The 24,870-nt window shown below is 64.3% G+C and carries 16 protein-coding genes; 7 read left to right on the forward strand and 9 right to left on the reverse strand.

Translation table 11 applies throughout. The features are described from left to right. The first annotated feature begins 157 nt into the window (after positions 1-157). The gene (gene treS, locus LVS58_RS15920) at positions 158-3,478 is read left to right on the forward strand and encodes a maltose alpha-D-glucosyltransferase (protein WP_233691873.1); all 3,321 of its coding nucleotides are present in this window, start codon (positions 158-160) and stop codon (positions 3,476-3,478) included. Continuing rightward, entirely contained in the window at positions 3,475-5,685 is a 2,211-nt protein-coding gene (gene glgB / locus LVS58_RS15925) for a 1,4-alpha-glucan branching protein GlgB (RefSeq protein ID WP_233691874.1), read from the forward strand. Before treS ends, glgB begins: the two co-directional genes overlap by 4 nt. A 109-nt stretch (positions 5,686-5,794) precedes the next feature. Here glgB and LVS58_RS15930 read toward each other — a convergent pair whose 3' ends face one another. The 8 genes from LVS58_RS15930 to glgA form a co-directional block, all read right to left on the reverse strand. After that, a complete protein-coding gene (locus LVS58_RS15930) occupies positions 5,795-6,871 on the reverse strand; it encodes an autotransporter domain-containing protein (protein ID WP_233691875.1) in 1,077 nt (358 codons plus the stop codon). Between the two features lie 317 nt (positions 6,872-7,188). After that, entirely contained in the window at positions 7,189-7,983 is a 795-nt protein-coding gene (locus LVS58_RS15935) for an endonuclease/exonuclease/phosphatase family protein (RefSeq protein WP_233691876.1), read from the reverse strand. Positions 7,984-8,104: 121 nt separating this feature from the next. Next, on the reverse strand, positions 8,105-10,258 hold the full coding sequence (gene glgX / locus LVS58_RS15940; RefSeq protein ID WP_233691877.1) for a glycogen debranching protein GlgX: 2,154 nt from the start codon (positions 10,256-10,258) through the stop codon (positions 8,105-8,107). A gap of 135 nt (positions 10,259-10,393) precedes the next feature. Beyond that, positions 10,394-10,678: a DUF2934 domain-containing protein gene (locus LVS58_RS15945; RefSeq protein WP_233691878.1), complete on the reverse strand. Its 285-nt coding sequence runs from the start codon at positions 10,676-10,678 to the stop codon at positions 10,394-10,396. 14 nt (positions 10,679-10,692) lie between these two features. Next, on the reverse strand, positions 10,693-13,467 hold the full coding sequence (locus LVS58_RS15950; RefSeq protein WP_233691879.1) for a malto-oligosyltrehalose synthase: 2,775 nt from the start codon (positions 13,465-13,467) through the stop codon (positions 10,693-10,695). After that, positions 13,464-15,533, reverse strand: a complete 2,070-nt coding sequence (gene malQ, locus LVS58_RS15955) for a 4-alpha-glucanotransferase (protein ID WP_233691880.1) — start codon at positions 15,531-15,533, stop codon at positions 13,464-13,466. Before malQ ends, LVS58_RS15950 begins: the two co-directional genes overlap by 4 nt. Further along, a complete protein-coding gene (treZ, locus tag LVS58_RS15960; protein WP_233691881.1) occupies positions 15,530-17,272 on the reverse strand; it encodes a malto-oligosyltrehalose trehalohydrolase in 1,743 nt (580 codons plus the stop codon). Before treZ ends, malQ begins: the two co-directional genes overlap by 4 nt. Before the next feature lie 14 nt (positions 17,273-17,286). Further along, positions 17,287-18,846: a glycogen synthase GlgA gene (gene glgA / locus LVS58_RS15965; protein WP_233691882.1), complete on the reverse strand. Its 1,560-nt coding sequence runs from the start codon at positions 18,844-18,846 to the stop codon at positions 17,287-17,289. A gap of 469 nt (positions 18,847-19,315) precedes the next feature. On the opposite strand from glgA, the gene LVS58_RS15970 reads away from it, so the two are divergent. Both LVS58_RS15970 and LVS58_RS15975 read left to right on the forward strand, forming a co-directional pair. Beyond that, a complete protein-coding gene (locus tag LVS58_RS15970; RefSeq protein ID WP_233692023.1) occupies positions 19,316-19,777 on the forward strand; it encodes a PoNe immunity protein domain-containing protein in 462 nt (153 codons plus the stop codon). A 54-nt stretch (positions 19,778-19,831) separates the two neighbouring features. Beyond that, a complete protein-coding gene (locus tag LVS58_RS15975; protein ID WP_233691883.1) occupies positions 19,832-20,089 on the forward strand; it encodes a PAAR domain-containing protein in 258 nt (85 codons plus the stop codon). A gap of 42 nt (positions 20,090-20,131) precedes the next feature. Here the strand turns inward: LVS58_RS15975 and LVS58_RS15980 are convergent, their stop codons facing one another. Beyond that, positions 20,132-20,299: a DUF6026 family protein gene (locus tag LVS58_RS15980; RefSeq protein ID WP_233691884.1), complete on the reverse strand. Its 168-nt coding sequence runs from the start codon at positions 20,297-20,299 to the stop codon at positions 20,132-20,134. A gap of 203 nt (positions 20,300-20,502) precedes the next feature. Between LVS58_RS15980 and gnd the strand changes: the two genes are divergently transcribed. From gnd to LVS58_RS15995, 3 genes are all read left to right on the forward strand, one after another. After that, entirely contained in the window at positions 20,503-21,486 is a 984-nt protein-coding gene (gnd, locus tag LVS58_RS15985; RefSeq protein ID WP_233691885.1) for a phosphogluconate dehydrogenase (NAD(+)-dependent, decarboxylating), read from the forward strand. Then, positions 21,483-22,988: a glucose-6-phosphate dehydrogenase gene (zwf, locus tag LVS58_RS15990; protein WP_233691886.1), complete on the forward strand. Its 1,506-nt coding sequence runs from the start codon at positions 21,483-21,485 to the stop codon at positions 22,986-22,988. Before gnd ends, zwf begins: the two co-directional genes overlap by 4 nt. 65 nt (positions 22,989-23,053) lie before the next feature. After that, positions 23,054-24,850 (forward strand): glycoside hydrolase family 15 protein, encoded by a 1,797-nt coding sequence (locus LVS58_RS15995; protein WP_233691887.1) that lies wholly within the window; start codon positions 23,054-23,056, stop codon positions 24,848-24,850. Positions 24,851-24,870 lie beyond the last annotated feature (20 nt).

Genomic DNA, 24,870 nt, shown 5'->3' on the forward strand with positions numbered 1-24,870 from the left:
GGACATGTGCCCATGTAGGAGCGGGTTTACCCGCGAACACCGGCGAAGCCGGTGCCATGCCCCGGGGTACCGCGGTGTCATCTTCGCGGGTAAACCCGCTCCTACGAGGGATCGAGCAAGCTCGGATGTCTGTACACGCAATTGAAAGGAGTCGCACATGGCCAAGCGTTCCCGCCCGGCAGCCTTCATAGACGACCCGCTTTGGTACAAGGACGCCGTCATCTACCAGCTGCACATCAAGTCGTTCTTCGACTCGAACAACGACGGCATCGGCGACTTTGCCGGGCTGATCAGCAAGCTCGACTACATCGCCGAGCTGGGCGTCAACACCCTGTGGCTGCTGCCGTTCTATCCCTCGCCACGCCGTGACGATGGCTATGACATCGCCGAATACAAGGCCGTGCACCCCGACTACGGCAGCATGGCCGACGCCCGCCGTTTCATCGCCGAGGCCCACAAGCGCGGCCTGCGGGTGATCACCGAGCTGGTCATCAACCACACCAGCGACCAGCATCCATGGTTCCAGCGTGCCCGCCACGCCAAGCGCGGCAGCAAGGCGCGCGACTTCTACGTGTGGTCGGACGACGACCAGAAGTACGACGGTACGCGCATCATCTTCCTCGACACCGAAAAGTCCAACTGGACCTGGGACCCGGTCGCCGGCCAGTACTTCTGGCACCGGTTCTACTCCCACCAGCCGGACCTCAACTTCGACAACCCGCAGGTGCTCAAGGCGGTGATCGGCGTCATGCGCTTCTGGCTCGACCTGGGTGTCGACGGCCTGCGCCTGGACGCGATCCCTTACCTGATCGAACGCGACGGGACCAACAACGAGAACCTCGCCGAAACCCACGACGTGCTCAAGGCGATACGCGCCGAAATCGATGCCAACTACCCCGACCGCATGCTGCTGGCTGAAGCCAACCAGTGGCCGGAAGACACGCGCCCGTACTTCGGCGAAGGCGACGGCGACGAGTGCCACATGGCCTTCCACTTTCCGTTGATGCCGCGCATGTACATGGCCCTGGCCATGGAAGACCGCTTCCCGATCACCGATATCCTGCGCCAGACCCCGGAAATCCCGGCCAACTGCCAGTGGGCGATCTTTTTACGCAACCACGATGAGCTGACCCTGGAAATGGTCACCGACCGCGAGCGCGACTACCTGTGGAACTACTACGCCGAAGACCGGCGCGCGCGCATCAACCTGGGCATCCGTCGGCGCCTGGCACCGCTGCTGCAACGTGACCGCCGACGTATCGAGTTGCTCAGCAGCCTGCTGCTGTCGATGCCCGGCACGCCCACCCTTTACTACGGCGATGAATTGGGCATGGGCGACAACATCTACCTCGGCGACCGCGACGGTGTGCGCACGCCCATGCAGTGGTCGCCAGACCGCAACGGCGGTTTTTCCCGCGCCGACCCGCAGCGCCTGGTGCTGCCGCCGATCATGGACCCGCTGTATGGCTACCAGACCGTCAACGTCGAGGCGCAAAGCCACGACCCGCATTCGCTGCTGAACTGGACCCGGCGCATGCTGGCAGTGCGCAAGCAGCAGAAGGCCTTTGGCCGCGGCAGCCTGCGCACCCTCACGCCAAGCAACCGGCGCATCCTTGCCTATATCCGCGAGTACACCGACGCCGACGGCAATACCGAGGTCATCCTCTGCGTGGCCAACGTGTCCCGCGCCGCCCAGGCTGCCGAACTCGAATTGTCACAATTCGCCGACAAAGTACCGGTGGAGATGCTTGGCGGCAGCGCGTTCCCGCCCATCGGCCAACTGCCGTTTCTGCTGACATTGCCACCTTATGCCTTCTACTGGTTCCTGCTGGCCAGCCGCGATCGCATGCCCAGCTGGCACATCCAGGCCACCGAGGGGTTACCCGAATTGACTACGTTGGTATTGCGCAAGCGCATGGAAGAACTGCTGCAAGCCCCTGCAAGCGATACGCTGCAGAGCACCATACTGCCGCAGTACCTGCCCAAACGCCGCTGGTTCGCCGGCAAGGAAGGGCCGATCGACGCCGTGCGCCTGTGTTACGGCGTGCGTTTCGGCACTGCCACCACGCCGGTGCTGCTCAGCGAAATCGAAGTAGTCAGCGACGGCAAGGCCACCCGCTACCAGCTGCCGTTCGGCCTGCTGCGTGAGGAACAGATCCATACCGCGCTGCCGCAGCAGCTGGCGTTGTCGCGGGTGCGCCGTTCCCACCAGGTTGGCTTGATCACAGACGCCTTCGTCCTCGAGCCGTTCATACATGCCGTGATGCAAGCCTGCCAGGATGGCCTGCGTCTGCCGTGTGGCGACAGTGAGGGTGAATTGCGCTTCGAATGCACAGAGCAACTGGCCGGCCTCGCGCTGGACGAGGAGAGCGAAGTGCGCTACCTCAGTGCCGAGCAATCCAACAGTTCGGTGGTGATCGGCGACCGCGTGGTGCTCAAGCTGATCCGCCGGGTCAACCCGGGTATCCATCCAGAGCTGGAAATGAGTGCATACCTGACCGCCGCCGGCTTTGCCAATATCTCGCCGCTGCTGGCCTGGGTCAGCCGGGTGGACGAGCAACACGCGCCGCACCTGCTGATGATTGCCCAAGGTTACCTGAGTAACCAGGGTGATGCCTGGGGCTGGACCCAGAACACCCTTGAACGGGCCATCCGCGACCAGATGGAGCCCACCCGCAATGACGCCGAAGCGCACACTGACGCCTTGGCCGAGCTCAGCGGCTTTGCGGCCTTGCTTGGCCAGCGCCTGGGCGAAATGCACCTGCTGTTGGCCGCCCCCTCCGAAGACCCGGCCTTCCAGCCGCGCCCCAGCGATGCGCAGGACAGCGAGCGCTGGCGTGCGCAGATCAGCGCCGAACTGACCCACGCCCTCGACCTGCTGGCCCAGCACCGCGACACACTGGACAGCGACAGCCAGGCCTTGGTCGACGACCTGCAGCAACAGCGTGACGGTCTGGCCCAGCACCTCGACACCCTGAGCAAGCAGGCTCAGGGGGGCCTGCTGATGCGGGTACACGGCGACCTGCACCTGGGCCAGGTGCTGGTGGTGCAGGGGGATGCCTACCTCATCGATTTTGAAGGTGAACCTGCCCGGCCACTTGAAGAGCGCCGGGCAAAACACAGCCCTTACAAGGATGTCAGCGGCGTGCTGCGTTCCTTCGACTATGCTGCTGCGATGATCTTGCGCAGCGCGTCTGCGGTGGACCTTTCCGAGCCGGCGCGGCAAGCCCGGCAGCGAGTTGCCCGGCAGTACCTGCACCAGTCCCGGCATGCCTTTGTCGAAGCCTATGGCCTGGCCACCGCCGCCATGCCCCACGCCTGGCAGCACGCCGAGGGCGAGCGCGCGGCGCTGGAGCTGTTCTGCCTGGAAAAAGCCGCCTACGAGATTACATACGAAGCCGAAAACCGTCCGAGCTGGCTGGCCGTGCCTTTGCATGGTCTGCATGGACTGATCAGTACCTGGGGAGAGTCAGAATGAACGTTACAACGCGTGAAAACGGTGGCCTTCGGCAACGGGACCTCGACGCCCTGGCCCGCGCCGAACACGCCGATCCCTTTGCGGTACTCGGCCCCCACGGCGACGGCGCAGGTGGGCAGGTGGTTCGCGCCTATCTGCCCAATGCCCTGAAAGTGTGCGTTCAGGCCCGGGATGACGGGCGGGTCCTTGCCGAAATGGAGCAGGGCAGCCTGCCCGGTTTGTTCAGTGCGCACCTCGATAAGGCACAGCCCTACCAGCTCCATATCGTCTGGGCCGGTGGCGAACAGGTGACCGAAGACCCCTACAGCTTCGGCCCGCAACTGGGTGATATGGACCTTCACTTGTTCGCGGAAGGCAATCACCGCGATTTGTCCGGACGCTTCGGTGCCCAGCCGACTCAGGTCGATGGCATCGGTGGCGTGTGTTTCTCGGTCTGGGCGCCGAATGCCCGTCGGGTTTCGGTGGTGGGTGATTTCAACAACTGGGATGGCCGCCGCCACCCCATGCGCCTGCGCCACGGCGCCGGGGTGTGGGAGCTGTTCATCCCGCGTCTGGGCGTGGGCGAAACCTACAAGTTCGAAGTGCTTGGCAAGGACGGCATATTGCCGCTGAAGGCCGACCCGCTGGCCCGGGCCACCGAGCTGCCGCCGAGCACGGCGTCCAAGGTAGCCGGTGAACTCAGCCACACCTGGCAGGACCATGACTGGATGGCGCAACGCGCACAGCGCCATGCCTACAACGCGCCGTTGTCGATCTACGAGCTGCACCCAGGGTCATGGCGCTGCGAGCTGGACGAAGCGGGGGAAATCGGGCGGTTCTATAACTGGCGCGAACTGGCCGAGCGGCTGGTGCCCTATGTTCAGGAACTGGGCTTTACCCACATCGAACTGCTGCCGATCATGGAACACCCGTTCGGCGGCTCCTGGGGCTATCAACCCCTGTCGATGTTCGCGCCCACCTCGCGCTACGGCAGTGCCGAGGATTTCGCCGCGTTCATCGACGCCTGCCACCAGGGCGGCATTGGTGTGCTGCTGGACTGGGTACCGGCGCATTTCCCCACCGACGAACACGGCCTGGCACGCTTCGATGGCACTGCGCTGTACGAATACGACAACCCCCTGGAGGGCTACCACCAGGACTGGAACACGCTGATCTACAACCTCGGGCGCAATGAAGTGCGTGGCTTCATGATGGCTTCGGCGCTGCACTGGTTGAAGCACTTCCACATCGACGGCCTACGCGTCGATGCGGTGGCCTCGATGCTGTACCGCGACTACTCGCGCAAGGCTGGCGAGTGGGTGCCCAACCGCCACGGCGGGCGCGAGAACCTCGAAGCCATCGACTTCATTCGCCACCTCAATGGGGTAGCCGCACACGAGGCCCCGGGCGCGCTGATCATCGCCGAGGAGTCCACCGCCTGGCCCGGGGTCAGCCAGCCTACCCAACAGGGCGGCCTCGGCTTTGCCTACAAGTGGAACATGGGCTGGATGCACGACACCCTGCACTACATCCAGAACGACCCGGTGCATCGCACCTACCACCACAACGAGATGAGCTTCGGGCTGATCTATGCCTATTCCGAGCACTTCATCCTGCCCATTTCCCATGATGAGGTGGTGCACGGCAAGCACTCGCTGATCGACAAGATGCCCGGCGACCGCTGGCAGAAGTTCGCCAACCTGCGCGCCTACCTCACCTTCATGTGGGCACACCCGGGCAAGAAGCTGCTGTTCATGGGCTGCGAGTTCGGCCAGTGGCGTGAGTGGAACCACGACAGCGAACTGGACTGGTACCTGCTGCAGTATCCCGAGCACCAGGGCGTGCAGCGCCTGGTGGGCGACCTCAACCGCCTGTATCGCGAAGAACCGGCGCTGCACGAGCAGGATTGCCAGCCGCAGGGCTTCCAGTGGCTGATCGGTGACGACGCGCAGAACAGCGTGTACGCCTGGCTGCGCTGGAGCAGCAGCGGCGAGCCGGTGCTGGTGGTGGCCAACTTTACCCCGGTACCCCGCGAGGGTTACCGCATTGGCGTGCCGTTTGGCGAGCGCTGGCAAGAGCTGCTGAACAGCGATGCCGAGCTGTATGCCGGGTCGAACGTGGGTAATCTGGGGGCGGTGGCCAGTGAAGCCGTGGCCAGCCATGGCCAACCGCTGTCGCTGGCCCTGAATCTGCCGCCGCTGGGGGTGTTGATCATGAAGCCCGCCTGACCGGTTGGCTATAAGGGCCCCTTCGCGGGTAACCCTGCCCCAACACCGACACCGCACCCGCCGGTGATCTGTGTAGGAGCGGGTTCACCCGCGAAAGGGCAACCCCTGCCTACCACCGCATCCGCACCCCAAGGCTGCCAATCAACCCGTTCAGGTCATTGTCATCCACATCGCTGCTGTAATCGGCGCTGACGAACATGGCCACCGAGGGCGTCACCCGTGCCACCAGCCCCAACCCCAACTCCACGGTAGTCGAGTAGCGCGAGCTGGAAATCTTGTCGACCTGGTCCAGCTTCACCTCATCGGCATTGCTGAAGTCATACCACACGTTGGTCCGCACATAGGGTTCGATGGGCATGCCGCGCACTTCGTAGCGCCCGGACAACTTGGCACCGACCCGGCCGCTCCAGCTCGGCTGGCTGTCGAAGGCTTGCAAGGTCTCCTCCTGCACCTGGTTGCCAGGGAAGAACTGTTGGTTGATCAACTGTGCCTGGGGCTCGATGACCCAGTTGCCACCCAGGCGGATCGGGTAGCCGCCCTCTACCGAGAAGGTCATTGCATGGCCACTGTCGTCCAGGCGCTGGCCGTTTTCGCCACGGCCCATCACGTCGATCCGCGAGCCCATGGCCACGGCATCCAGGTGCCAACCCTGTTCATGGGTCATGCTCCAGTACACCCCAAGGCTTTCCCCGCTCAGGTTCACCGCGTTGCGCTGCTTGTCGCCCAGCAGAGGGCGCATGCCTTTCAAGCTGCTTTGCAGGTTGTTGTGCCCCACGAAGATCCCTGCGCGGTGCACATCGCCCGCTGCAGTTTCACGCACGAACAGGTCCGGGCCGATCATCAGTTGCTGGCTGGGCGCCTCCAGCTGTGCAGGGGGCAGCGCGCGGCCGCGCGCACTGCTGGGAAAGAACTGCGCCCATTGACTGGCAATCAGGTCGGGTGCCGCCTGCTGGTGGCGTTCGCTCATCTGCTGCGAAAACGCATTGAGGGTGCCGAGACTCAACCCACTGGCACTGAGCGGGTCGAGCGACAGTTGCGCCGCCACGGGTTGCTGCAGAAAGCCGGGGGAGGTGGGGTCACCCTGCAGTTCGTACGCGATCGTTTCCACCGGGGTTGCCAGAAGCAGCGACGTGGAAACCGCGTAGAAAATGCTGTCGAAGCGCAAGGGGTTCGAGGTGCTTTTCATGGCGGATCTCCTTTGTTTTTGTGGTGCAGCCCGAGAAACCTGGCCTGTTGTCACGAGCTGTACGGCAAAAACAGTGGGCGACCCAAACCAGCACGCCAGCTTTTGCAAACGCGCACGAAGGCGCGAGCTAGAGGCCCGGCGCAAGTTTTTTACAGCTTGGTATCGTTCAGCTAAGGAGAGGTCACCGCTTGCGTCAAGAAAGCGTGAAGGAAGTGTTCAAGGTGTGTCGTAACGATTAACGCGTTGTTTTTGTGGCAAAAATAGCAGGGTATAGCGGGGATCGCTATTTGCCTTGCCGTGGCTATGAAGAATGATTGCTAAAGCCGCACTTCCACTGCCAGCGGCAGGTGATCTGACAGGTGCGACCAAGGTTTGTGCCCCAGAATCCGCGGCCCATGGCTTTCGGCATTACGCAGGTATATGCGGTCCAGTCGCAGCAGTGGCAGGCGGGCAGGATAGGTGCGGGCGAGGTGGCCGTGGTGGCGTTCGAAGGCTTCGTGCAAGTCGCGTTGCAGGCCAAGGGTGCGGTTGCCGTGGCTTTTCCAGTCGTTGAAGTCACCGGCGATGATCACCGGGGCGTTGGCCGGCAGGGAGTCCAGCAGTTTACGCAGCAACTGCAGCTGCTTTTGCCGGTGGCTTTCCAGCAACGACAGGTGCACGCAGACCGCATGCACCTGGCCTTGCCCCGGCACCTCGAGTACACAGTGCAACAGGCCGCGGCGTTCGGGGCCGGTGATCGACACGTCCAGGTTGCGGTGCTCGATGATCGGGTATTTGGACAACAGCGCATTGCCGTGGTGGCCGTCGGGGTAGACCGCGTTGCGGCCATAGGCAAAGTCGCTCCACATGCTGTCGGCGAGGAATTCGTACTGCGAGGTCTGTGGCCAACCGGGGTAGCGCGCAGCGTGGCGGTCGTGGCTGCCCAGCACTTCCTGAAGGAAGACAATGTCGGCCTGGGTGCTGCGCACGGCCTCGCGCAGCTCTGGCAAGATAAAGCGCCGGTTGAAGGCGGTGAAGCCCTTGTGGGTGTTCACCGTCAGCACCCGCAGGCGTTTCACGGCCGGGGCCTGGCTGACGCTGGCGAAACCATTACTGCCGGCTTCGAGGTTCACAAATCCTCCTGAAGTTAACCCTGCCTCACTGTCGCCGCTGAAACCTGTGGGAGCGGGCCTACCCACTCCCACAGGTAGGACGCGGCGATTAAAGCGTAGGACCTGCCTGGGTTTTCACGGTTCACTCCTCGTCGCGCTGCAATACCATCAGCAGCATCGACCGGCCCTTCACCTCGAAGGTACTGTCGAACTGCAGGTGCTGCCCCTTGCGCAACTCCGGCCGGTCGGTATCGACCAGGCAGCTCCAGTAATCGCCTTCGGGCACGGCCGGCAGCTTGAATGGCACCATGTCATGGTGGGCATTGACGATCAGCAGCACGGTGGCCTCGGCACCTGGCCGGGCGATACCGCTGACCTGTGCCCGGCCATCTATCAACATGCCCAGGCAACGCCCGTGCGGGTCTTCCCATTGCTCAACACTCATCTCGTTGCCATCGGGTGCCAGCCAGGTCACGTCCTTGACCCCGATTGCCTCATTGTAGTCACCCACCAGGAAGCGAGACCGGCGCAGTACCGGGTAGGCTAGGCGCAGGCGGGTCAGGCGCTTGACGAAGGCCAGCAGCTCTTGGCCCTCCTGGTCCAGGTCCCAGTTTACCCAGCCGATCTCGCTGTCCTGGCAGTAGGCATTGTTGTTGCCGTGCTGGGTGCGGCTGAACTCGTCGCCGGCGACGATCATCGGCGTGCCCTGGGCCAGCAGCAGGGTGGCGAAGTAGTTGCGCATCTGGCGCATGCGCAGGGCATTGATCCCCGGGTCGTCGGTCGGCCCTTCGGCGCCGCAGTTCCACGACAGGTTGTTGTCGGTGCCGTCCTGGTTGTTTTCGTCGTTGTCTTCGTTGTGCTTGTGGTTGTAAGACACCAGGTCGCGCAGGGTGAACCCATCGTGGGCGGTGATGAAGTTGATCGAGGAATAGGGCCGGCGCCCGCGGTTGTTGAACATGTCGCCCGAGGCAGTCAACCGTGCGGCGAAATCGGCCAACTGGCCTTCGTCGCCTTTCCAGAAGGCGCGTGCGGTATCGCGGAAGCGGTCGTTCCATTCCGCCCAGCCCGGGGCGAAGTTGCCCACCTGGTAGCCGCCGGGGCCGCAGTCCCACGGTTCGGCAATCAGCTTGACCTGGCTCAGCATCGGGTCCTGGCGGCAGGCGACGAGAAAGCCGTGACGCTCGCTGTAGCCATCGTGGTAGCGGCCAAGGATGGTTGCCAGGTCGAAGCGAAAGCCGTCCACGTGCATTTCGCCCGCCCAGTAGCGAAGCGAGTCGGTGACCAACTGCAGCACGCAGGGGTGGCTCAGGTCCAGGGTGTTGCCAGTGCCGGAGTCGTTGATGTAGTAGCGCTTGTCGTCCGGCATCAGGCGGTAGTACGAGGCGTTGTCGATGCCGCGCATCGACAGGGTCGGGCCGCGCTCGTTGCCTTCGGCGGTGTGGTTGTAGACCACATCCAGGATCACCTCAAGCCCGGCGTCGTGCAGGTGAGCGACCATTTCCTTGAACTCGGCGATCTTGCCGCTGGCCAGGTAGCGCGGGTGCGGGGCGAAAAAGGCGATGCTGTTGTAACCCCAGTAGTTGTTCAGGCCCTTGTCCAGCAGGTGCTGGTCGTTGACGAAGGCGTGAATCGGTAGCAGCTCGATGCTAGACACGCCAAGGTCCTTGATGTGCTTGAGCAGTTCGTCATTGGCCAGGCCGGCGAAGGTGCCGCGCAATTCTTCAGGCACAGCCGGGTGGCGCATGCTGATGCCGCGGACATGCGCTTCATAAATGATCGTGCGCTCCCATGGGATCTGTACGCGCTGGTCGCGGCCCCAGGTGAACGCCGGATCGATGACCTTGCATTTGGGCACGAAAGGCGCGCTGTCGCGCTCGTCGAACGACAGGTCACCGTCGGGGTGGCCGATGGTATAGCCGAACAGTGCCTCGGACCATTTCAGGCTGCCGACCAGTTGCTTGGCATACGGGTCGATCAGCAGTTTGTTGGGGTTGAAACGGTGGCCGTTTTCCGGCTCGTAGGGGCCATACACCCGGTAGCCATAGACCAGGCCGGGGTGAGCGTCGGGGAGGTAGCCATGGTAGATCTCATCGGTGTATTCGGGCAGCTCTATACGCTCGATTTCCTGCTCGCCCGTGGAGTCGAACAGGCACAGCTCGACCTTGGTGGCGTTGGCCGAGAAGAGGGCGAAGTTGACCCCAAGGCCATCCCAGGTGGCGCCGAGGGGGAAGGGCATGCCTTCGCGGATGCGCGATGGTGCGACCGAGCGGGTTTTCTTTGGGGTGCGGGGGCTCATGACGATCCTCGAGTGGCCGTGATGGAGGGGGAATCGGGCTGTCCTGCATGGGCCTCTTCGCGGGTGAACCCGCTCTTACAGGTTCATCACAGTGAATGTAGGCGCGGGTTTACCCGCGAAGAGGCCGGGACAGGCTTAACCGGCAGTCGGCTTTTTCACCGCCCGGGGCTTTTTCGCCGCGGCGGGTTTAACCCCTGGCAGGGCAGCCACCTTGGGCTCGGCAGGCGCCTGCGACTCAGCTGCTGCCTTGGGCTTGGCAGGTGCCCGTTTGCGCGGCGCTGCCTTGGGTGCCAGCGCTTCGGCTTCGGCCAGCTTGCGGGCCATTTCCCAGTGGCGTTCTTCCTCTCCTACGGGTTTACCTTCGGACTCCCAGATTTGGTAGGCAAATTCGCGAATACGCTTTTCATCGACACTCATCACGACGCTCCTGATGCTCAAGATTGCTGTATCAACACGTTGACCGGAAACTCCGCAAGCACGGCGCTCAACAACAACTCCTTTGAAGAGCTGACCGCCGCACAGGCGAAAAGTCCCGTCGAGTTGGCAGGGGACAAGGCAAACGGCAATACCAGCCGGGTGTCGTCCCAGTTCTGCGCCGGGATCAACGGTGTAGCGGCACCGCCGAGCAGGCCGCTGGCCAGGCGCGGGGCGACGATGATGGCTCGCTCGCCTTCCCCCAGACGAGCAAAGGCAATGACTTTGTCAGCGTGCCGGCCCTGTACGGTCAGTGGCAGGTAGGCACCGCGGCGGAACAGCTCGGCGTGGGCCTGGCGGCAGTCCAGCACCCGGGCGATCAAGGCCTGTTTGACGCGGCCGTCGCGCCAGTGCGCCAGCAGCTCGGCTACCGGCGTAGCGTCGTCCAGCGTGCGACGCCTCGAAGCGTAGTCCACGGCGCGGCGGTTGTCCGGGTCGACCAGGCTGAAGTCCCAGTATTCGTTACCCTGATACAGGTCGGGCACACCGGGTGTGGTCATGCGCAACAGGGCCTGGACCAAGCCGTTGAGTGCGCCGGGGCAGGCCAGCAGCTGCGCCGCGTCGGCCAGCGATCTGCGCAGTTGCTGGTTCTCGCTGTCCAGCAGCAGGCCGTCGAGGTAATGAGCACAGGCGCCTTCGTAGGCCTCGTTCGGTGCGCTCCAGCTACTGCGCAGCTTGCCCTCGCGCAGGGCCTTCTGCTGCCACTGGCGAACACGCTCGGCGAATTGGCGCAGGGCATTGTCGTCGTTCAGGTCGAGGTCCAAGGGCCAACTGCCGAGCAGGGTTTGCAGCAGCATCAACTCGTCGCCGGGGCTGGGTGCCAGCCCGTCGTCCAACTGCACGCGCAGGGGGGCGGCCAGCTCACGCCAGTGCTCCACCCGGCTGGCCAGCCACGTGCCGCGCTCGCTGAGTACCGCCAGGCGTGCACGCGTGTCTTCGCCGCGCTTGTGGTCGTGGGTGGCGGTGGTCAGCAGGTTGTCGGGGAAATCGCGCAGGCGCCGCTGGGCCTCGTTGTGGAAATGCAGGGGCGGGGCGCTGAAGCGCTCGGCCTCGAAACCCACGTCGTTACGCGACAGCAGCCGCGCGCTGCGGTAGAAGGCGGTGTCTTCCACGGCTTTGGCGGCGCTAGGGGCGGTGAGCTGCTGGAAGCGCACGCAGGCGTGGCGCAGTTGCTTGCGGGCGCGCCCGGGTGGCAGGTGCCGCCAGGCATGCCCGCCCAGCCACCGTTCAAGTTGGTCCAGTAGCGGCCAGTCAGCTTCGGCAAGGTCTTGCCGGGCGTTGGTCAGTGCCTGCTGGAAGAACGTTTCGTCCTGCGCCGGGCGCCCGCAGGCATTGAAGTAGGTGCGGTAAACCGGGTAATGCGCCACCAACGCCTGCAAGGCCCGGCGAATCGCGCCCAGGGTCAGGTCACGGGTCATCAGGTCGTTGCGCGCGACCTGCAACAGTGCCTGGGCCACCGATTCGCAGTCACCGGCCAGGCTGGCATTGAGCACCAGGTGACGGGCCTGGCGCACTTCTTCGCTGAACGCCGGGCGCTCGCTGACGTTGCTCCACAGTTCGCTCAGCGGCGCTTCGCCAGCCGGATCATGCTGCATCAGCGACACCTGGTTCATGAACTCGTAGCCGGTGGTGCCGTCGGTAAGCCAGTCGCGGTGCAGGTGCTCGTCGGCACCCAGGATCTTTTCCACGTACAGGGGGAAGTGCTCCAGCCCTGCATGCAGCGGCCGCCTCGCCAGCAGGCTATCAACCCGCCGGCGCAGTTTGCGGCAGTAGCCACGCGGGTCGGCAAGGCCGTCGATATGGTCGATGCGCAGGCCGTCCACCAGGCCGCGTTCGATGAGTTCGAACAGCTTGGCATGGGTGGCTTCGAACACCACGGCGCGCTCCACGCGCAGGCCGCCCAGCTCGTTGATGTCGAAGAAGCGCCGCCAGTTGATGTCGTCGGCGGCGGTGCGCCAGCTGGCCAGGCGGTAGGTCTGGCGCTCCAGCAGCAGGTGCAGGCGCTTGAAACCGGCCTCGCTGCGGCTGTCGAAGGCCACCAGGGCCGATTCGAGGTCGGCACCTTCGCCCACCAGGCGTGTCAGTTCGGCTTGTAGCGGCAGGCTATCGGCCAGCGGGGTGACCGAGTCGCCCAAAGCAGTGAAGCGTTCGGCCAGAACCTTGAGCGCAGGCTCCGGGCTGAGCGCGAGGATCCAGCCGTAATCGACCGGGCAGATCGGGAAGCGATGCGCGTAATGGGCCACTTGCAGCAGCCCCTGCTGTTTGTCGAACTGCAGCGGTATCTCACCATTTTTGAGCGCCACGCCATAGTCGCTGCCGAGGAACGGCAACAGCAGTTGCCCGGCCAGCAGTGGGTCGCTGGAGTGCCACTGGATGTCGAAGAACTCTGCATACGGGCTGCGCCGTCCCCAGGCCAGCAGGCTTTGCCACCAGGGGTTGTCGGCACCGCCCACGGCCATGTGGTTGGACACCGTGTCGAGGATCAGCCCCATGCCATGCTGGCGCAGGGCGGCGACCAGGCGCTCCAGCGCGGCCTCGCCGCCCAGCTCCGGGTTGACACAGGTAGGATCGACCACGTCGTAGCCATGGCGCGAGCCAGCGCGGGCCTTGAGGATGGGCGAGGCATACAGGTGGCTGATACCAAGCTGGGCAAAATATGGCACCAGCGGCACGGCATGGTCGAGGGTGAAGTCGCTGTGAAATTGCAGGCGCAGGGTCGCGGTCAGTGGCTTCATCGGTCACGCTCCCACGCCTGTTCGCGGGCCTGGGCCACCAGCTCGAGGCGCCGTGCGGCATCCTCGTCGTCGAGTAGTTCGTGTACTGCAAGGTCAAAGCGCCGCCGCCAGTTGGGATGGCCGTTGGTGGTGCCTGGCAGGTTGGGTTGCTCGTCGCAACCCAGCAGGTCTTCCAGCGGTACCAGCACCAGCGGCGCACGGGTATGGCCAACGAAGCGGATGGCGGCATCGATCAGCGCGTCGTTGTCCTTCAGTTCACCATAGCTGGCCTCCAGGATGCGGCGCAGGCCGTCGCGTTCTTTCTGACGCTCGTGGCGCCAGTGCAACTCGGTAGCGGCGTCAATCAGTTGCAAACGGTGTCTCCAGTCGATGTCGCGGTTTGCCAGCCAGCCGGCCAGTGGCGCCAGGTCGTGGGTACCGGTTGTGGCCAGGGCGTTGTCTGGCCAGTCCAGAATCGGTTTGAACTGGCCTGGCTGGGTCTGCTCGAACGGCAGCACGCGCATGCCCAACACCGCCTTTTCGGCCAGCTTTTCACGCAGGCTGTCGGGCACGGTGCCCAGGTCTTCGCCGAGGATGATCGCCTGGTGGCGCACCGACTCCAGCGCCAGCAGGCGCAGCAGGTCGTCTAGCGGGTAAGCGAGGTAGGCACCTTCGCTGGGTTTGGCCCCCTGCGGGATCAGCCATAGCCGGCGCAAGCCCATAACATGGTCGATGCGCAGGCCGCCAGCGTGGGCGAGGTTGGCCCGCAGCATCTCGATGAAGGCGCGATAGCCATTGCGCCTGAGACCCTCGGGTGAGAACGCGCAAATGCCCCAATCCTGCCCGAGGTGGTTGAGGATGTCGGGCGGCGCCCCCACACTCAGGCCGGCCAGCAGTTCGTCCTGGCGGCTCCAGGCCTGGCTGCCGGCACCATCGGCGCCCACCGCCAGGTCGGCGATCAGGCCCACGGCCATGCCGTTGCTGCGAGCCGCTTCCTGGGCACGTTGCAGGCCCCGTTCGGTGAGCCACTGGCAGAACGCGTGGAACTCGACCTTGGCCGGGTAGGCATTGGCTAAAGCCTGCACTTCCGGGTGGTAGGGGTCGTGCCAGGCTTTGGGCCAGCTGCGCCAGTCGGCACCGAGGCCGTGCTCCACCGCCTGGGCCTGCAGCACCTCGAAGCGGCAGTGGTGCTCCAGCGTCTGGCCGCCGGCTTCGCGGAAGCTGTCAAAATCAGTGCGTAGAGGGTGGTCGCCTTGGCTGAAGCCTTGGTAAAGCGCTTCAAGCAAGCGCAGCCGGGCGCTGGCGGCGCGTGGCCAGTCGACGAGGGGGCGCTGCTCCAGCTCTTCGAGTTGTTCCGCCAGCCCGCAGGCTTCGATGGCCATGCGCACCTCCCGCTCACCCAGCAGGGCTGCGGGGCTGCTGTACAAGGTGTTGAGCAACAGGCGACTGGAAGGTGAGTAGGGGCTGTAGTGTTCCTGGTTGATGGCCGACAGGGCGTGTATCGGGCTGATCGCCAAGGCATCGGCGCCGCGTTTGGCGGCCGAGCGGGCCAACTGCTCCAGCGCCAGGCAGTCGCCGTAGCCACCATCGCCGGGGCGGCGCAGGCTGTACAGCTGCACTGCCAGCCCCCAGCAGCGTGGCGGCGGCTGTGGCACCTTGTCTTCCAGGCTGTGACAGCGTGTTGGCGCCACCGCAACGGTGAAGCGGCGGCTGTCGATTTCCACTTGGTGATAGCCGATGGGCAGCTCGCCGGGCAGGCGTGCCTGGTCATCAAGGCTGAGGGTGACCGAGGTGTGATCTTCCAGGGTGCAGTGGGCCACGCTGGCGGCACTGAAGTAGCGCGCCAGCGCCAGCGGCTGGCCGAGGTCGGCGGTCAGCAAGGGCGGCAGGTGTTCGCTGTCTTCGGCGGTTTCCACCGCACGCAGGCTGGCGGCAACGGCCGCGTCATCGCCGGCCGGGTGGCCAAGGCCTTCGAGGATGTTGCGCAGTACGTCGTCGCTGACACGCTGGGGCCTGGCATTGGCGTCAATCCAGTCGCGGTTCAGCCCGACGCTGGTTGCCAGACGGTGCAGGGCGGTTTCGCTCATGGGTGCTCCTGGGCAGGGGGAAGCAGGCTGACCACGCAGCTGTAGGCAGCCAGGTGAGTATCGGGGTGGCGGGTGTCGCTGCTGTCGAACAGCCGCATGCTTGGCGCGGGCAGTTCGACTGCCTGCGGGGTATCGGCCAGGTTCAGATCGATGCGCAGTGTGTTGCCATTGCCCAGCCGCCAGCGCGCGGTCAGCGCTTTGTCAGCGTGCACCTCGGCGCCCAGCGCACGGCTGCCGGGCAAGTACGGGATGACGTGGCGGCGGCGCAGGTCGAGCAGTTGTTGGTAAAGGCCGTGCCAGCCGGCGATCACCTCCTTGTCTTGCGGGCGTGAGGACGTGAACGTCTGTTCGGCGTTGGGGTCGGGAATGTGCGCTCGCTGCTTGGGGTCGGCGAACGCGGTGAAGTGGGCGAACTCGCCACGACGGCCTTCGCGTACCGCGTCGGCCAGCGCGTCATGGAAGTCGGTAAAAAACAGGAACGGCTGGCAACTGCCGACCTCGTCGCCCATGAACAGCAGCGGGATCATGGGGGCCAGCAGCAACAGGCCGGTGGCTGCACGCAGGGCTGGCGCGGGGCACAGGCGGGTCAGGCGCTCACCCAGCGCGCGGTTGCCGATCTGGTCGTGGTTCTGCAGGAACAACACGAAGGCGCTGGGCGGCAAATGCCCGCTGGGTTCGCCGCGTGGTTTGCCATGCCGGTTGGCCTGGCCCTGGAACACGAAACCTTCGCCAAGGCACCGAGCCAGTTGGTCGATAGGGCGATGCTGGTAGTCGGCGTAGTAACCTTCGGTTTCACCGGTCAGCAGCACGTGCAGGGCATTGTGGCCGTCGTCGTTCCACTGGGCGTCGTAACCCTGTTCCAGCAGGCCCGCCTGGTTGTGCTCGTTCTCCAGCACCAGCCACACGTGCCGGCCCGGTTCCACGGCGGCGCGCACCCGTTGAGCCAGTTCGATCAGGAAATCGGGCTGGTCGATGGCATGCACGGCATCCAGGCGCAGGCCGTCGCAGCGGTAGTCGCACAGCCACATCAGGGCATTCTGGATAAAGTACTCGCGCACCTGCGGGCGGCGAAAGTCGATGGCCGCGCCCCACGGTGTCTGCCGGTCTTCACGGAAGAACGGGCTGGCGTACTGGTGCAGGTAATTGCCGTCAGGTCCGAAGTGGTTGTACACCACATCGACCAGCACCATCAGCCCGTGGCCGTGGGCCTGGTCGACCAGTGCGCACAGCTGCTCGGGGCTGCCGTAGGTGTTCTGTGGGGCGTATGGCAGTACACCGTCGTAGCCCCAGTTGCGTTCGCCGGGGAACTGCCCCAGCGGCATCAATTCGATCGCGCTGATGCCCAGTTCGGCCAGGCGCGGCAGTTGCCGGGCAACCCCGGCATAACCCCCGAGCAGGCCGACATGTACCTCCTGGATCACCGCCTCATGCCAGGGCCGGCCCTGCCACGGGTGTTGCCAGGCATAACCGGCCACATCCACGACCTGGCTCGGCCCCTGTACCCCGTCGGGCTGGTAGCGCGAGGCCGGGTCGGGCACCTGCAGCTCACCGTCGATACGGTAGTGGTAACGGTCACCGGCCTGGCATGGCGCCACGCCGCTGTACCAACCCTCATCATCCGGCAGCAGCTCGATGGCCGGCTGCCGCTCCAGTTCCACGCTCACGCTGCGCGCATCCGGCGCCCAGAGGGCGAAGCGCGCCGACGTGGCGTCCAGCACGTGTGCGCCATGTCTGTGCATCTTCAGACCCCCGCTCAGTAGTGGCTCAGTTGTGCCTGCTTGACCAGGTCCTCGTACAGGCGGGCATAGGGTTCAACCGCCTGGCACCAGTTGAACGGCTGGGTCATCGACAGGCAGCGCATGGCGTTGAGCAGGTCCTTCTTGCCGTATACATAGAAGGCGCGGCTGAGTGCCTCGCGGTAGCTCTCGACGGTGGACTCGTTGAACAGGAAACCCGTCACGCCGCACTCGATGGTGTCGGCCAGGCCACCGGTATTGCGTGCTACCGGCAGCGAGCCGAAGCGTTGCGCGTACATCTGGCTGAGGCCGCACGGCTCATAGCGCGACGGCATCAACAGGAAATCGCTGCCGGCGAACATGCGCCGGGCATCGGTTTCATTGAAGCCGATACGCACACCGATGCGGCCCGGGTGACGCAGCGCCAGCTCGCGCATGGCCTGTTCCTCTTCCGGCTCGCCGCGGCCGATGATCGCGATCTGCCCGCCTTGCTCGACGATGTAGTCGGCCACGCCCAGGGTCAGGTCCAGGCCCTTTTGATAGACCAGCCGCGACACCACGGCGAATAGCGGGCCTTCGGAGTCTTCCAGGCCGAACAGCTCGCGCACCTCCTGGGTGTTACGCGCTTTGCCCTCCCAGTCATTGATGCTGAAGTTGTGCTGCAGGTGCTTGTCGGTAGCCGAGTCCCAGCTTTCGTCGATGCCGTTGGGGATGCCACCGAGCAGGCCTTGCTGGGCCTTGCTGGCGAGGAAACCGTCCAGGCCGCAGCCGAATTCCGGGGTGGTGATTTCCTGGGCGTAGGTGGCGCTGACTGTGGTGATGTGGCTGGAGTAGGCCAGGCCGGCCTTGAGGAACGACAGCTTGCCGTAGAACTCCATGCCTTCTTGCTGCATGGCGTGTTCGGGTATCGCCAGTTCCGGGCTGCAGCCACGGCTGTACACACCTTGGTACGCCAGGTTGTGGATGGTGAACAGCGTAGGCGTATTCAGGCCGCGCCAGTGCATGTAGGCCGGGGCCAGGCCGGCAGGCCAGTCATGCGCATGCACCACCTCCGGTGTCCAGCGGATCTTGCCTTCGCCGGCAGCGATTTCAGCGGCAGCCAGGCCCAGGCGGGCGAAGCGGATGTGGTTGTCGGGCCAGTCGCGGCCATTGTTGGCACCATAGGGAGTGCCGTCGCGCTGGTACAGCTCGGGGCAGATCAGCACATAGATGACCAGGCCGTCGGCCATGTCCATGCGCCCGATTTTGCACGGCGGCAGGGCCGCGTGGCCGCCCAGTTCACCCACGATATGTATAGGGTTGTCGCTTTCCATCACCTGACGGTAGCCGGGGATAAGTACCCGCACATCGTGCAGGTGCGCCAGGGCACGGGGCAGGGCAGCGGACACGTCACCCAGGCCGCCGGTTTTCACCAGGTCGGCGATTTCCGAGGTCACGAACAGAATCTTGCGCTTGTTCGGGTTGTGCTGGCGCTGGGCGCCGGGTGCCTTGCCTGTCGTGGCGAAGTCCGGGGTGAGCGGCTCGCGGTTATCCGGTTTGAAAGCGTCTACGTGAGGCTCGACAGCGGCACTGATCATACTTCTCTCCGTCCCTATGCTTGGTCGGGTGCTGGCACCCGTGGCGATGTTTCGTGCGGTTTCTCTCTCGTTTGAATCTGCGTAGTGCGTTCCATGCCCCAGGTTCGTGCGCGCAGGCACCGCGCGATCGGCTTTCCGGCCGAAGGCGATTGGGCTGGTAGGGTGGTGGCCATGGCTGGAAGTCCCTTTGCGTTTGGCCTACTTAGTTCCTGACCTGCCCGCTTTCCGTAAAGTTCGACTTTTTTTCGTCACTCTTCCGTTGAGCAAATGGCGGGCCGAAACCCGAGTGTAGGAGAGAAAAAAGTGAAAAGGTGACCCACTGGTCACTATTGTGATGCCGCGGAATAGACGCAAACGTTGGCGTGTGGAAACGGATGTGAATGCATGGCCGGCGAGGAGGGTGAGGGGCGGACGGCATGCCCTAATCGTGACGATGATGCACTGTTCTGGTGCGGATTCTGGCCGCCAAATGGGACTTGTTGCTGCACGCTCAGATGTGCCCAGTCCTATATCGGTGCGACGGCGAGTAACCAAGCGGTTCAAGAAGTTTGGCGCGAATAGTTGTCTGGGTTACTGCGTTGGCAGTGCGGCAAACGGGTCGCATGACCACCTTGGCTACTGGGCATTCAAAGCGGCGCTGGTAGCGTTTTTATGGTCTGTGCCAGGGGATGCACTGGAGAGCGCCCCACATTTTTTTCCAAAGGCGCTCATCGCAAGGGCGCATTACCGAGGACTTGGCAAGCAGTTCCGCGACCCGGAAAGCGCCAGGCGCGAGGACGCCCCTGGCTGGCCTTCTGGCACCCCTTGTCCCTGGCCAGGTCATTACACGTGCGTCGAGCGCAGTGTGGGTGAACAGGTGTTCATGCACCAGACACCCTTCCCCAAGATCGATGGCCAGGTGGTGCACTGGCGGCTGTCGAGGACATTCTGATTGGCGCTGCCGGCATGAGGGCCTGGCGCTTTACATGATTCAGGAGTGGCAACAATGCCTGCCATCGTTCTGTTTGGTCACCCTCACCACTGCCCATTGTGCGGCCCCACCAGCGTCAGCAGCGGCTCCAGCCTGTTCTTCGTCAACGGCAGGGCGGCCGTCAGGGTTGGCGACAGGCTCGGGTGTGGGGCGACGATCACCAACGGCTCGGCACTGATGATGGATGACGGACAGCCGCTTGCCAGGGGTGGCGATGCTACCAGTCATGGCGGCGTCCTGGAAAATGGCGATAACAGTTGGTTGCTCGATTAAGCGAAGTGGAAGCGGTTCAGCCCCCACAGGGAAAGGGCAGGATCAGAGGCTGACGGCCTTGCCATCGGTGCGCGCTTGCGCTAGCAGCAGGTTCAGCTGCGCGACCTGCTGACGCAGCTGGTCACGTTCGTCCTTCAGTTTACGCAGCTCATCACGGCGCACGGAGACATAGAGGGTCTGGGGTTGGGTTGCAGGCATCAATGTACCCATGAGCACACCTCGCGGTTTTGGCTGGTGACAAGTCAAAGCGTAGACGCTTCACGCGGGGCGCATTCTGAATTCTTTCACCGGGCTTGGGAACTTTTTTGTTTATTGTGGTCTTGCCGTTCGTCGCTGAACCCTCGGGCGGCAGGCTGGACTAATCTGAAAAGCTGGACTGTGTCGTCATTCATTTCGAAAGGGAGCATTGGCTCATGCAACTGGGAATCATCGGGCTGGGCCGTATGGGCGGCAATATCGCAAGGCGCCTGATGCGCGCCGGTCACCGCACCGTAGTGCACGACCGCAACCGTGAAGCCATCACCGGCCTGGAGGGCGAAGGCGCCCAGGGCGCGCATGACCTCGGTGCACTGGTACAAAAGCTGAAAGCGCCGCGCGCGGTATGGGTGATGCTCCCGGCTGGCGACGCCACCGAGCAGACCATCGCCCAGCTGGCCGAATTGCTGGAGCCGGGCGATGCGATCATTGATGGCGGCAACACTTTCTACAAGGACGACATGCGCCGCGCCGCGGAACTGGCCAAACGCGGCCTGCATTATCTGGACGTCGGGACTTCCGGCGGCGTGTGGGGCCTGGACCGCGGCTACTGCATGATGATCGGCGGCGAAAAGGAGGTGTTCGAGCGCCTGGAACCGCTGTTCAAGGCGCTGGCGCCGGGCGTGGGCGACATCCCGCGTACCCATGGCCGCAGCGGCGAGCACCAGCGCGCCGAGCACGGCTACATCCATGCCGGCCCACCGGGCGCCGGCCACTACGTGAAAATGGTGCATAACGGTATCGAGTACGGCCTGATGCAGGCCTATGCCGAAGGCTTCGACCTGCTGCGCAGCAAAGGCGGCAACGAGCTGCCCGAAGACCAGCGCTTCGACCTGAACGTGGCCGAAATTGCCGAAGTGTGGCGACGCGGCAGCGTGGTGACCTCGTGGCTGCTCGACCTCACCGCCGATGCGTTGGTGGCCGACCCTCAGCTTTCGCAATTCAGTGGCTCGGTGTCCGACAGTGGCGAAGGCCGCTGGACCATCGACGCCGCCGTCGAGCAGGCGGTGCCGGTGCCGGTGTTGTCCAGCGCTCTGTTCGCGCGCTTCCGTTCGCGTCAGCAACAGGGCACCTACGGTGACAAGATCCTCTCAGCCATGCGCCTGGGCTTCGGTGGCCACGTCGAGAAGAAAGGCGAATGACTAAACAGACCATAGCGCCCGCACCCCCTTGTACCCTGTTCCTGTTCGGCGCCAACGGCGACCTGGTCAAGCGCCTGCTGATGCCCGCGCTGTACAACCTCAGCCGTGACGGTTTGCTGGACCGTAACCTGCGCATTGTCGGCGTCGACCATAACCCGGCCAGCGCCGAAGATTTCGCCGCACGCCTGCACGCGTTCATGGTCGAGCGTGACAAAGGAGGCGAGGGCAGTGCCAAGTGCCTGGACGAAAAACTGTGGGCCCGCCTGGCCAAGCGCCTGGATTACCAGACGGGCGACTTTCTCGACCCGGCCACCTACCAGGCCCTCGCCAGGCGCATCGAAAAGACCAGTCACGGCAATGCCATTTTCTATCTGGCCACGTCGCCACGCTTCTTCCCCGAGGTGGCGCAGCGCCTGGGGCAGGCCGGCCTGCTGGACGAGTCTGCCGGCGGCTTTCGCCGGGTGGTGGTTGAAAAGCCGTTCGGCACCGATCTGGCCAGCGCCGAGGCGCTCAACGCCTGCCTGCTGAAGGTGATGGGCGAGCGGCAGATCTACCGCATCGACCATTACCTGGGCAAAGAGACGGTGCAGAATATTCTGGTCAGCCGCTTTTCCAACGGCCTGTTCGAATCGTTCTGGAACAACCATTACATCGACCACGTGCAGATCACCGCAGCGGAAACCGTCGGTGTCGAGACCCGTGGTGCCTTCTATGACAGCACCGGCGCCCTGCGCGACATGGTGCCCAACCACTTGTTCCAGTTGCTGGCGATGGTGGCCATGGAGCCACCGGCCGCGTTCGGCGCCGATGCGGTGCGCGGTGAAAAGGCCAAGGTGATCGGCGCTATTCGCCCATGGTCGGCAAAAATGGCCCTGAAGAACTCCGTGCGAGGCCAGTACAGCGCTGGCAAGCACGGGCGCAAGCCGTTGCCAGGCTACCGTCAGGAGGCCAACGTCGCGCCGGACAGCCAGACCGAGACCTACGTGGCGCTGAAGGTCATGATTGACAACTGGCGCTGGGCCGGCGTGCCGTTCTACTTGCGCACCGGCAAGCGCATGAGCGTGCGTGACACCGAGATTGCCATCTGCTTCAAGCCCGCACCGTACGCGCAGTTTCGTGAGTCTGAGCTGGAGCGGCCCAAACCCAACTACCTGAAAATCCAGATCCAGCCCAATGAAGGCATGTGGTTCGACCTGCAGGCCAAACGGCCCGGGCCAGAGCTGGTGATGGAAAATGTCGAGTTGGGTTTTGCCTACAAGGACTTCTTCAAGATGACCCCGGCCACTGGCTACGAGACGCTGATCTATGACTGCCTGACCGGTGACCAGACCCTGTTCCAGCGGGCTGACAACATCGAAAACGGCTGGCGCGCGGTGCAGCCGTTTCTCGATGCCTGGGCCCAGGGCGGTGAAGTGCATGAGTACTCGGCTGGCGAAGACGGGCCTGAGGCCGGCAATGAATTGCTGACCCGCGACAAGCGCGAGTGGCACCGCTTGGGGTGACAGGTTTGCAAGCCTGTGCCGGCCCTTTCGCAGGCAAGCACAGGCCACCACACAAAGGAGACCCAATGCCTGCGCACATCGAAGACTACGCCCTGCTGGGCAACTGCCGCAGTGCGGCGCTGGTCAGTCGCGATGGCTCGCTGGACTGGCTGTGCCTGCCACGCTTCGACGCCCCCGCCGTGTTCGCGGCCCTGCTGGGCAACGAAGAAAACGGCTGCTGGCGCCTGGCCCCTTGCGACCCGGCAGCGCACAGCAGCCGCCAATACCTGGGCGACACCCTGGTGCTGGAAACCACCTGGGTCAGCGCAAGCGGTCGTGCCCGGGTGCTCGACTTCATGCCCTTGGGCGAAGTCAATTCGGTGGTGCGCATCGTTGAAGGCTTGTCTGGCGAAACCCATTTTGACATGGACCTGGTCATGCGCTTCGACTACGGCCGCAGCGTGCCCTGGGTGGAGCGACTCGACCCACTGACCCTCAGCGCCGTCGCCGGCCCTGACCGGCTGATCCTGTTCAGCACCGTGCCCCCGCAAGCCCGCGACCACCATACCGGTTGCCGCTTTCGCGTCAGCACGGGCCAGCGCCAGGTCTTCAGCCTGCGTCACCAGCCCTCGCACTTGCCGGTGCAGCCCGACTGCAACATCGACCAAGCCCTGGCAAACACCTGCGAGCAATGGCAGGCCTTCGCCGACCGCTGCCCGCAGGTAGGGCCATATACCGCCCTGGTGCGTCGTTCGCTGCTCACACTCAAGGCCATGACCTACGCTCCCACCGGCGGTATTGTCGCTGCCGTCACCACTTCGCTGCCAGAGCGTGTGGGTGGCGAGCGCAACTGGGACTACCGCTTCTGTTGGCTGCGCGACGCGACCATGACCCTGCTGGCCTTCATGAACCTTGGCTACTTCGACGAGGCCCAGGCCTGGCGCGAGTGGCTGCTGCGCTCGGTGGCCGGCAACCCCGAGCAGATGCAGATCATGTATGGCCTGGCTGGCGAGCGTGACCTGCAGGAGTACACCTTGCCGTGGCTGGCCGGTTATGAGCATTCGCAACCGGTGCGGGTGGGCAACGCCGCCTCGGCGCAGCTGCAACTGGACATCTATGGCGAACTGGCAGACGCGATGACCCAGGCGATCAAGGGCGGGTTGCCCCGCCACCCGCGCAGCGCCGCCATTTCGCGCTTGATATTGCCTTATGTCGAACGCATCTGGCGCGAGCCGGACGAGGGCATCTGGGAAGTACGTGGCGGCCGGCAGCAGTTCGTGCACTCCAAGGTGATGGCCTGGGTCGCCTTCGACCGCGCCGCAGGGCTCGCCGACACCACTGAAGAAGGCCGCGAGCGCGGGGAGCATTATCGCCAGGTGGCTGACGAGATTCGTCGCGACGTGTGCGAGCACGGCCTGGACGCCAGCGGCCGCTTCTTCGTCCAGGCCTACGGTTCGACCGAAATGGACGCCAGCCTGTTGCAGATCGCCCTGACCGGCTTCCTGCCGGCAGATGACCCACGCTTCCTGCGCACCCTGGAACAGATCGAGCAGCGCCTGATGAAGAACGGCCTGCTGCTGCGCTATGACAGCGACACCTGCAGCGACGGCCTGACGCCGGGAGAGGGAACCTTCCTGGTGTGTTCGTTCTGGCTGGCTGACGTTTATGTGCTGCTGGGGCGCCAGGCCGAAGCCGAAGCGCTGTACCAACACCTGACCGGCCTGTGCAACGACCTCGGCATGCTGGCCGAACAGTATGACCCGGCTGGCCAGCGCATGCTCGGCAACTACCCCCAGGCCTTCAGCCAGATAGGCATCATCAACACCGCGCTGAATCTTCACCGCGCACAGTGCCCGGCACGCGACCGGGCGAGTTGTGGGTAGCGATTGACTGGGGCGACTGC

The organism is Pseudomonas sp. JR33AA, assembly GCF_021378985.1.
GTDB lineage: Bacteria > Pseudomonadota > Gammaproteobacteria > Pseudomonadales > Pseudomonadaceae > Aquipseudomonas > Aquipseudomonas alloputida.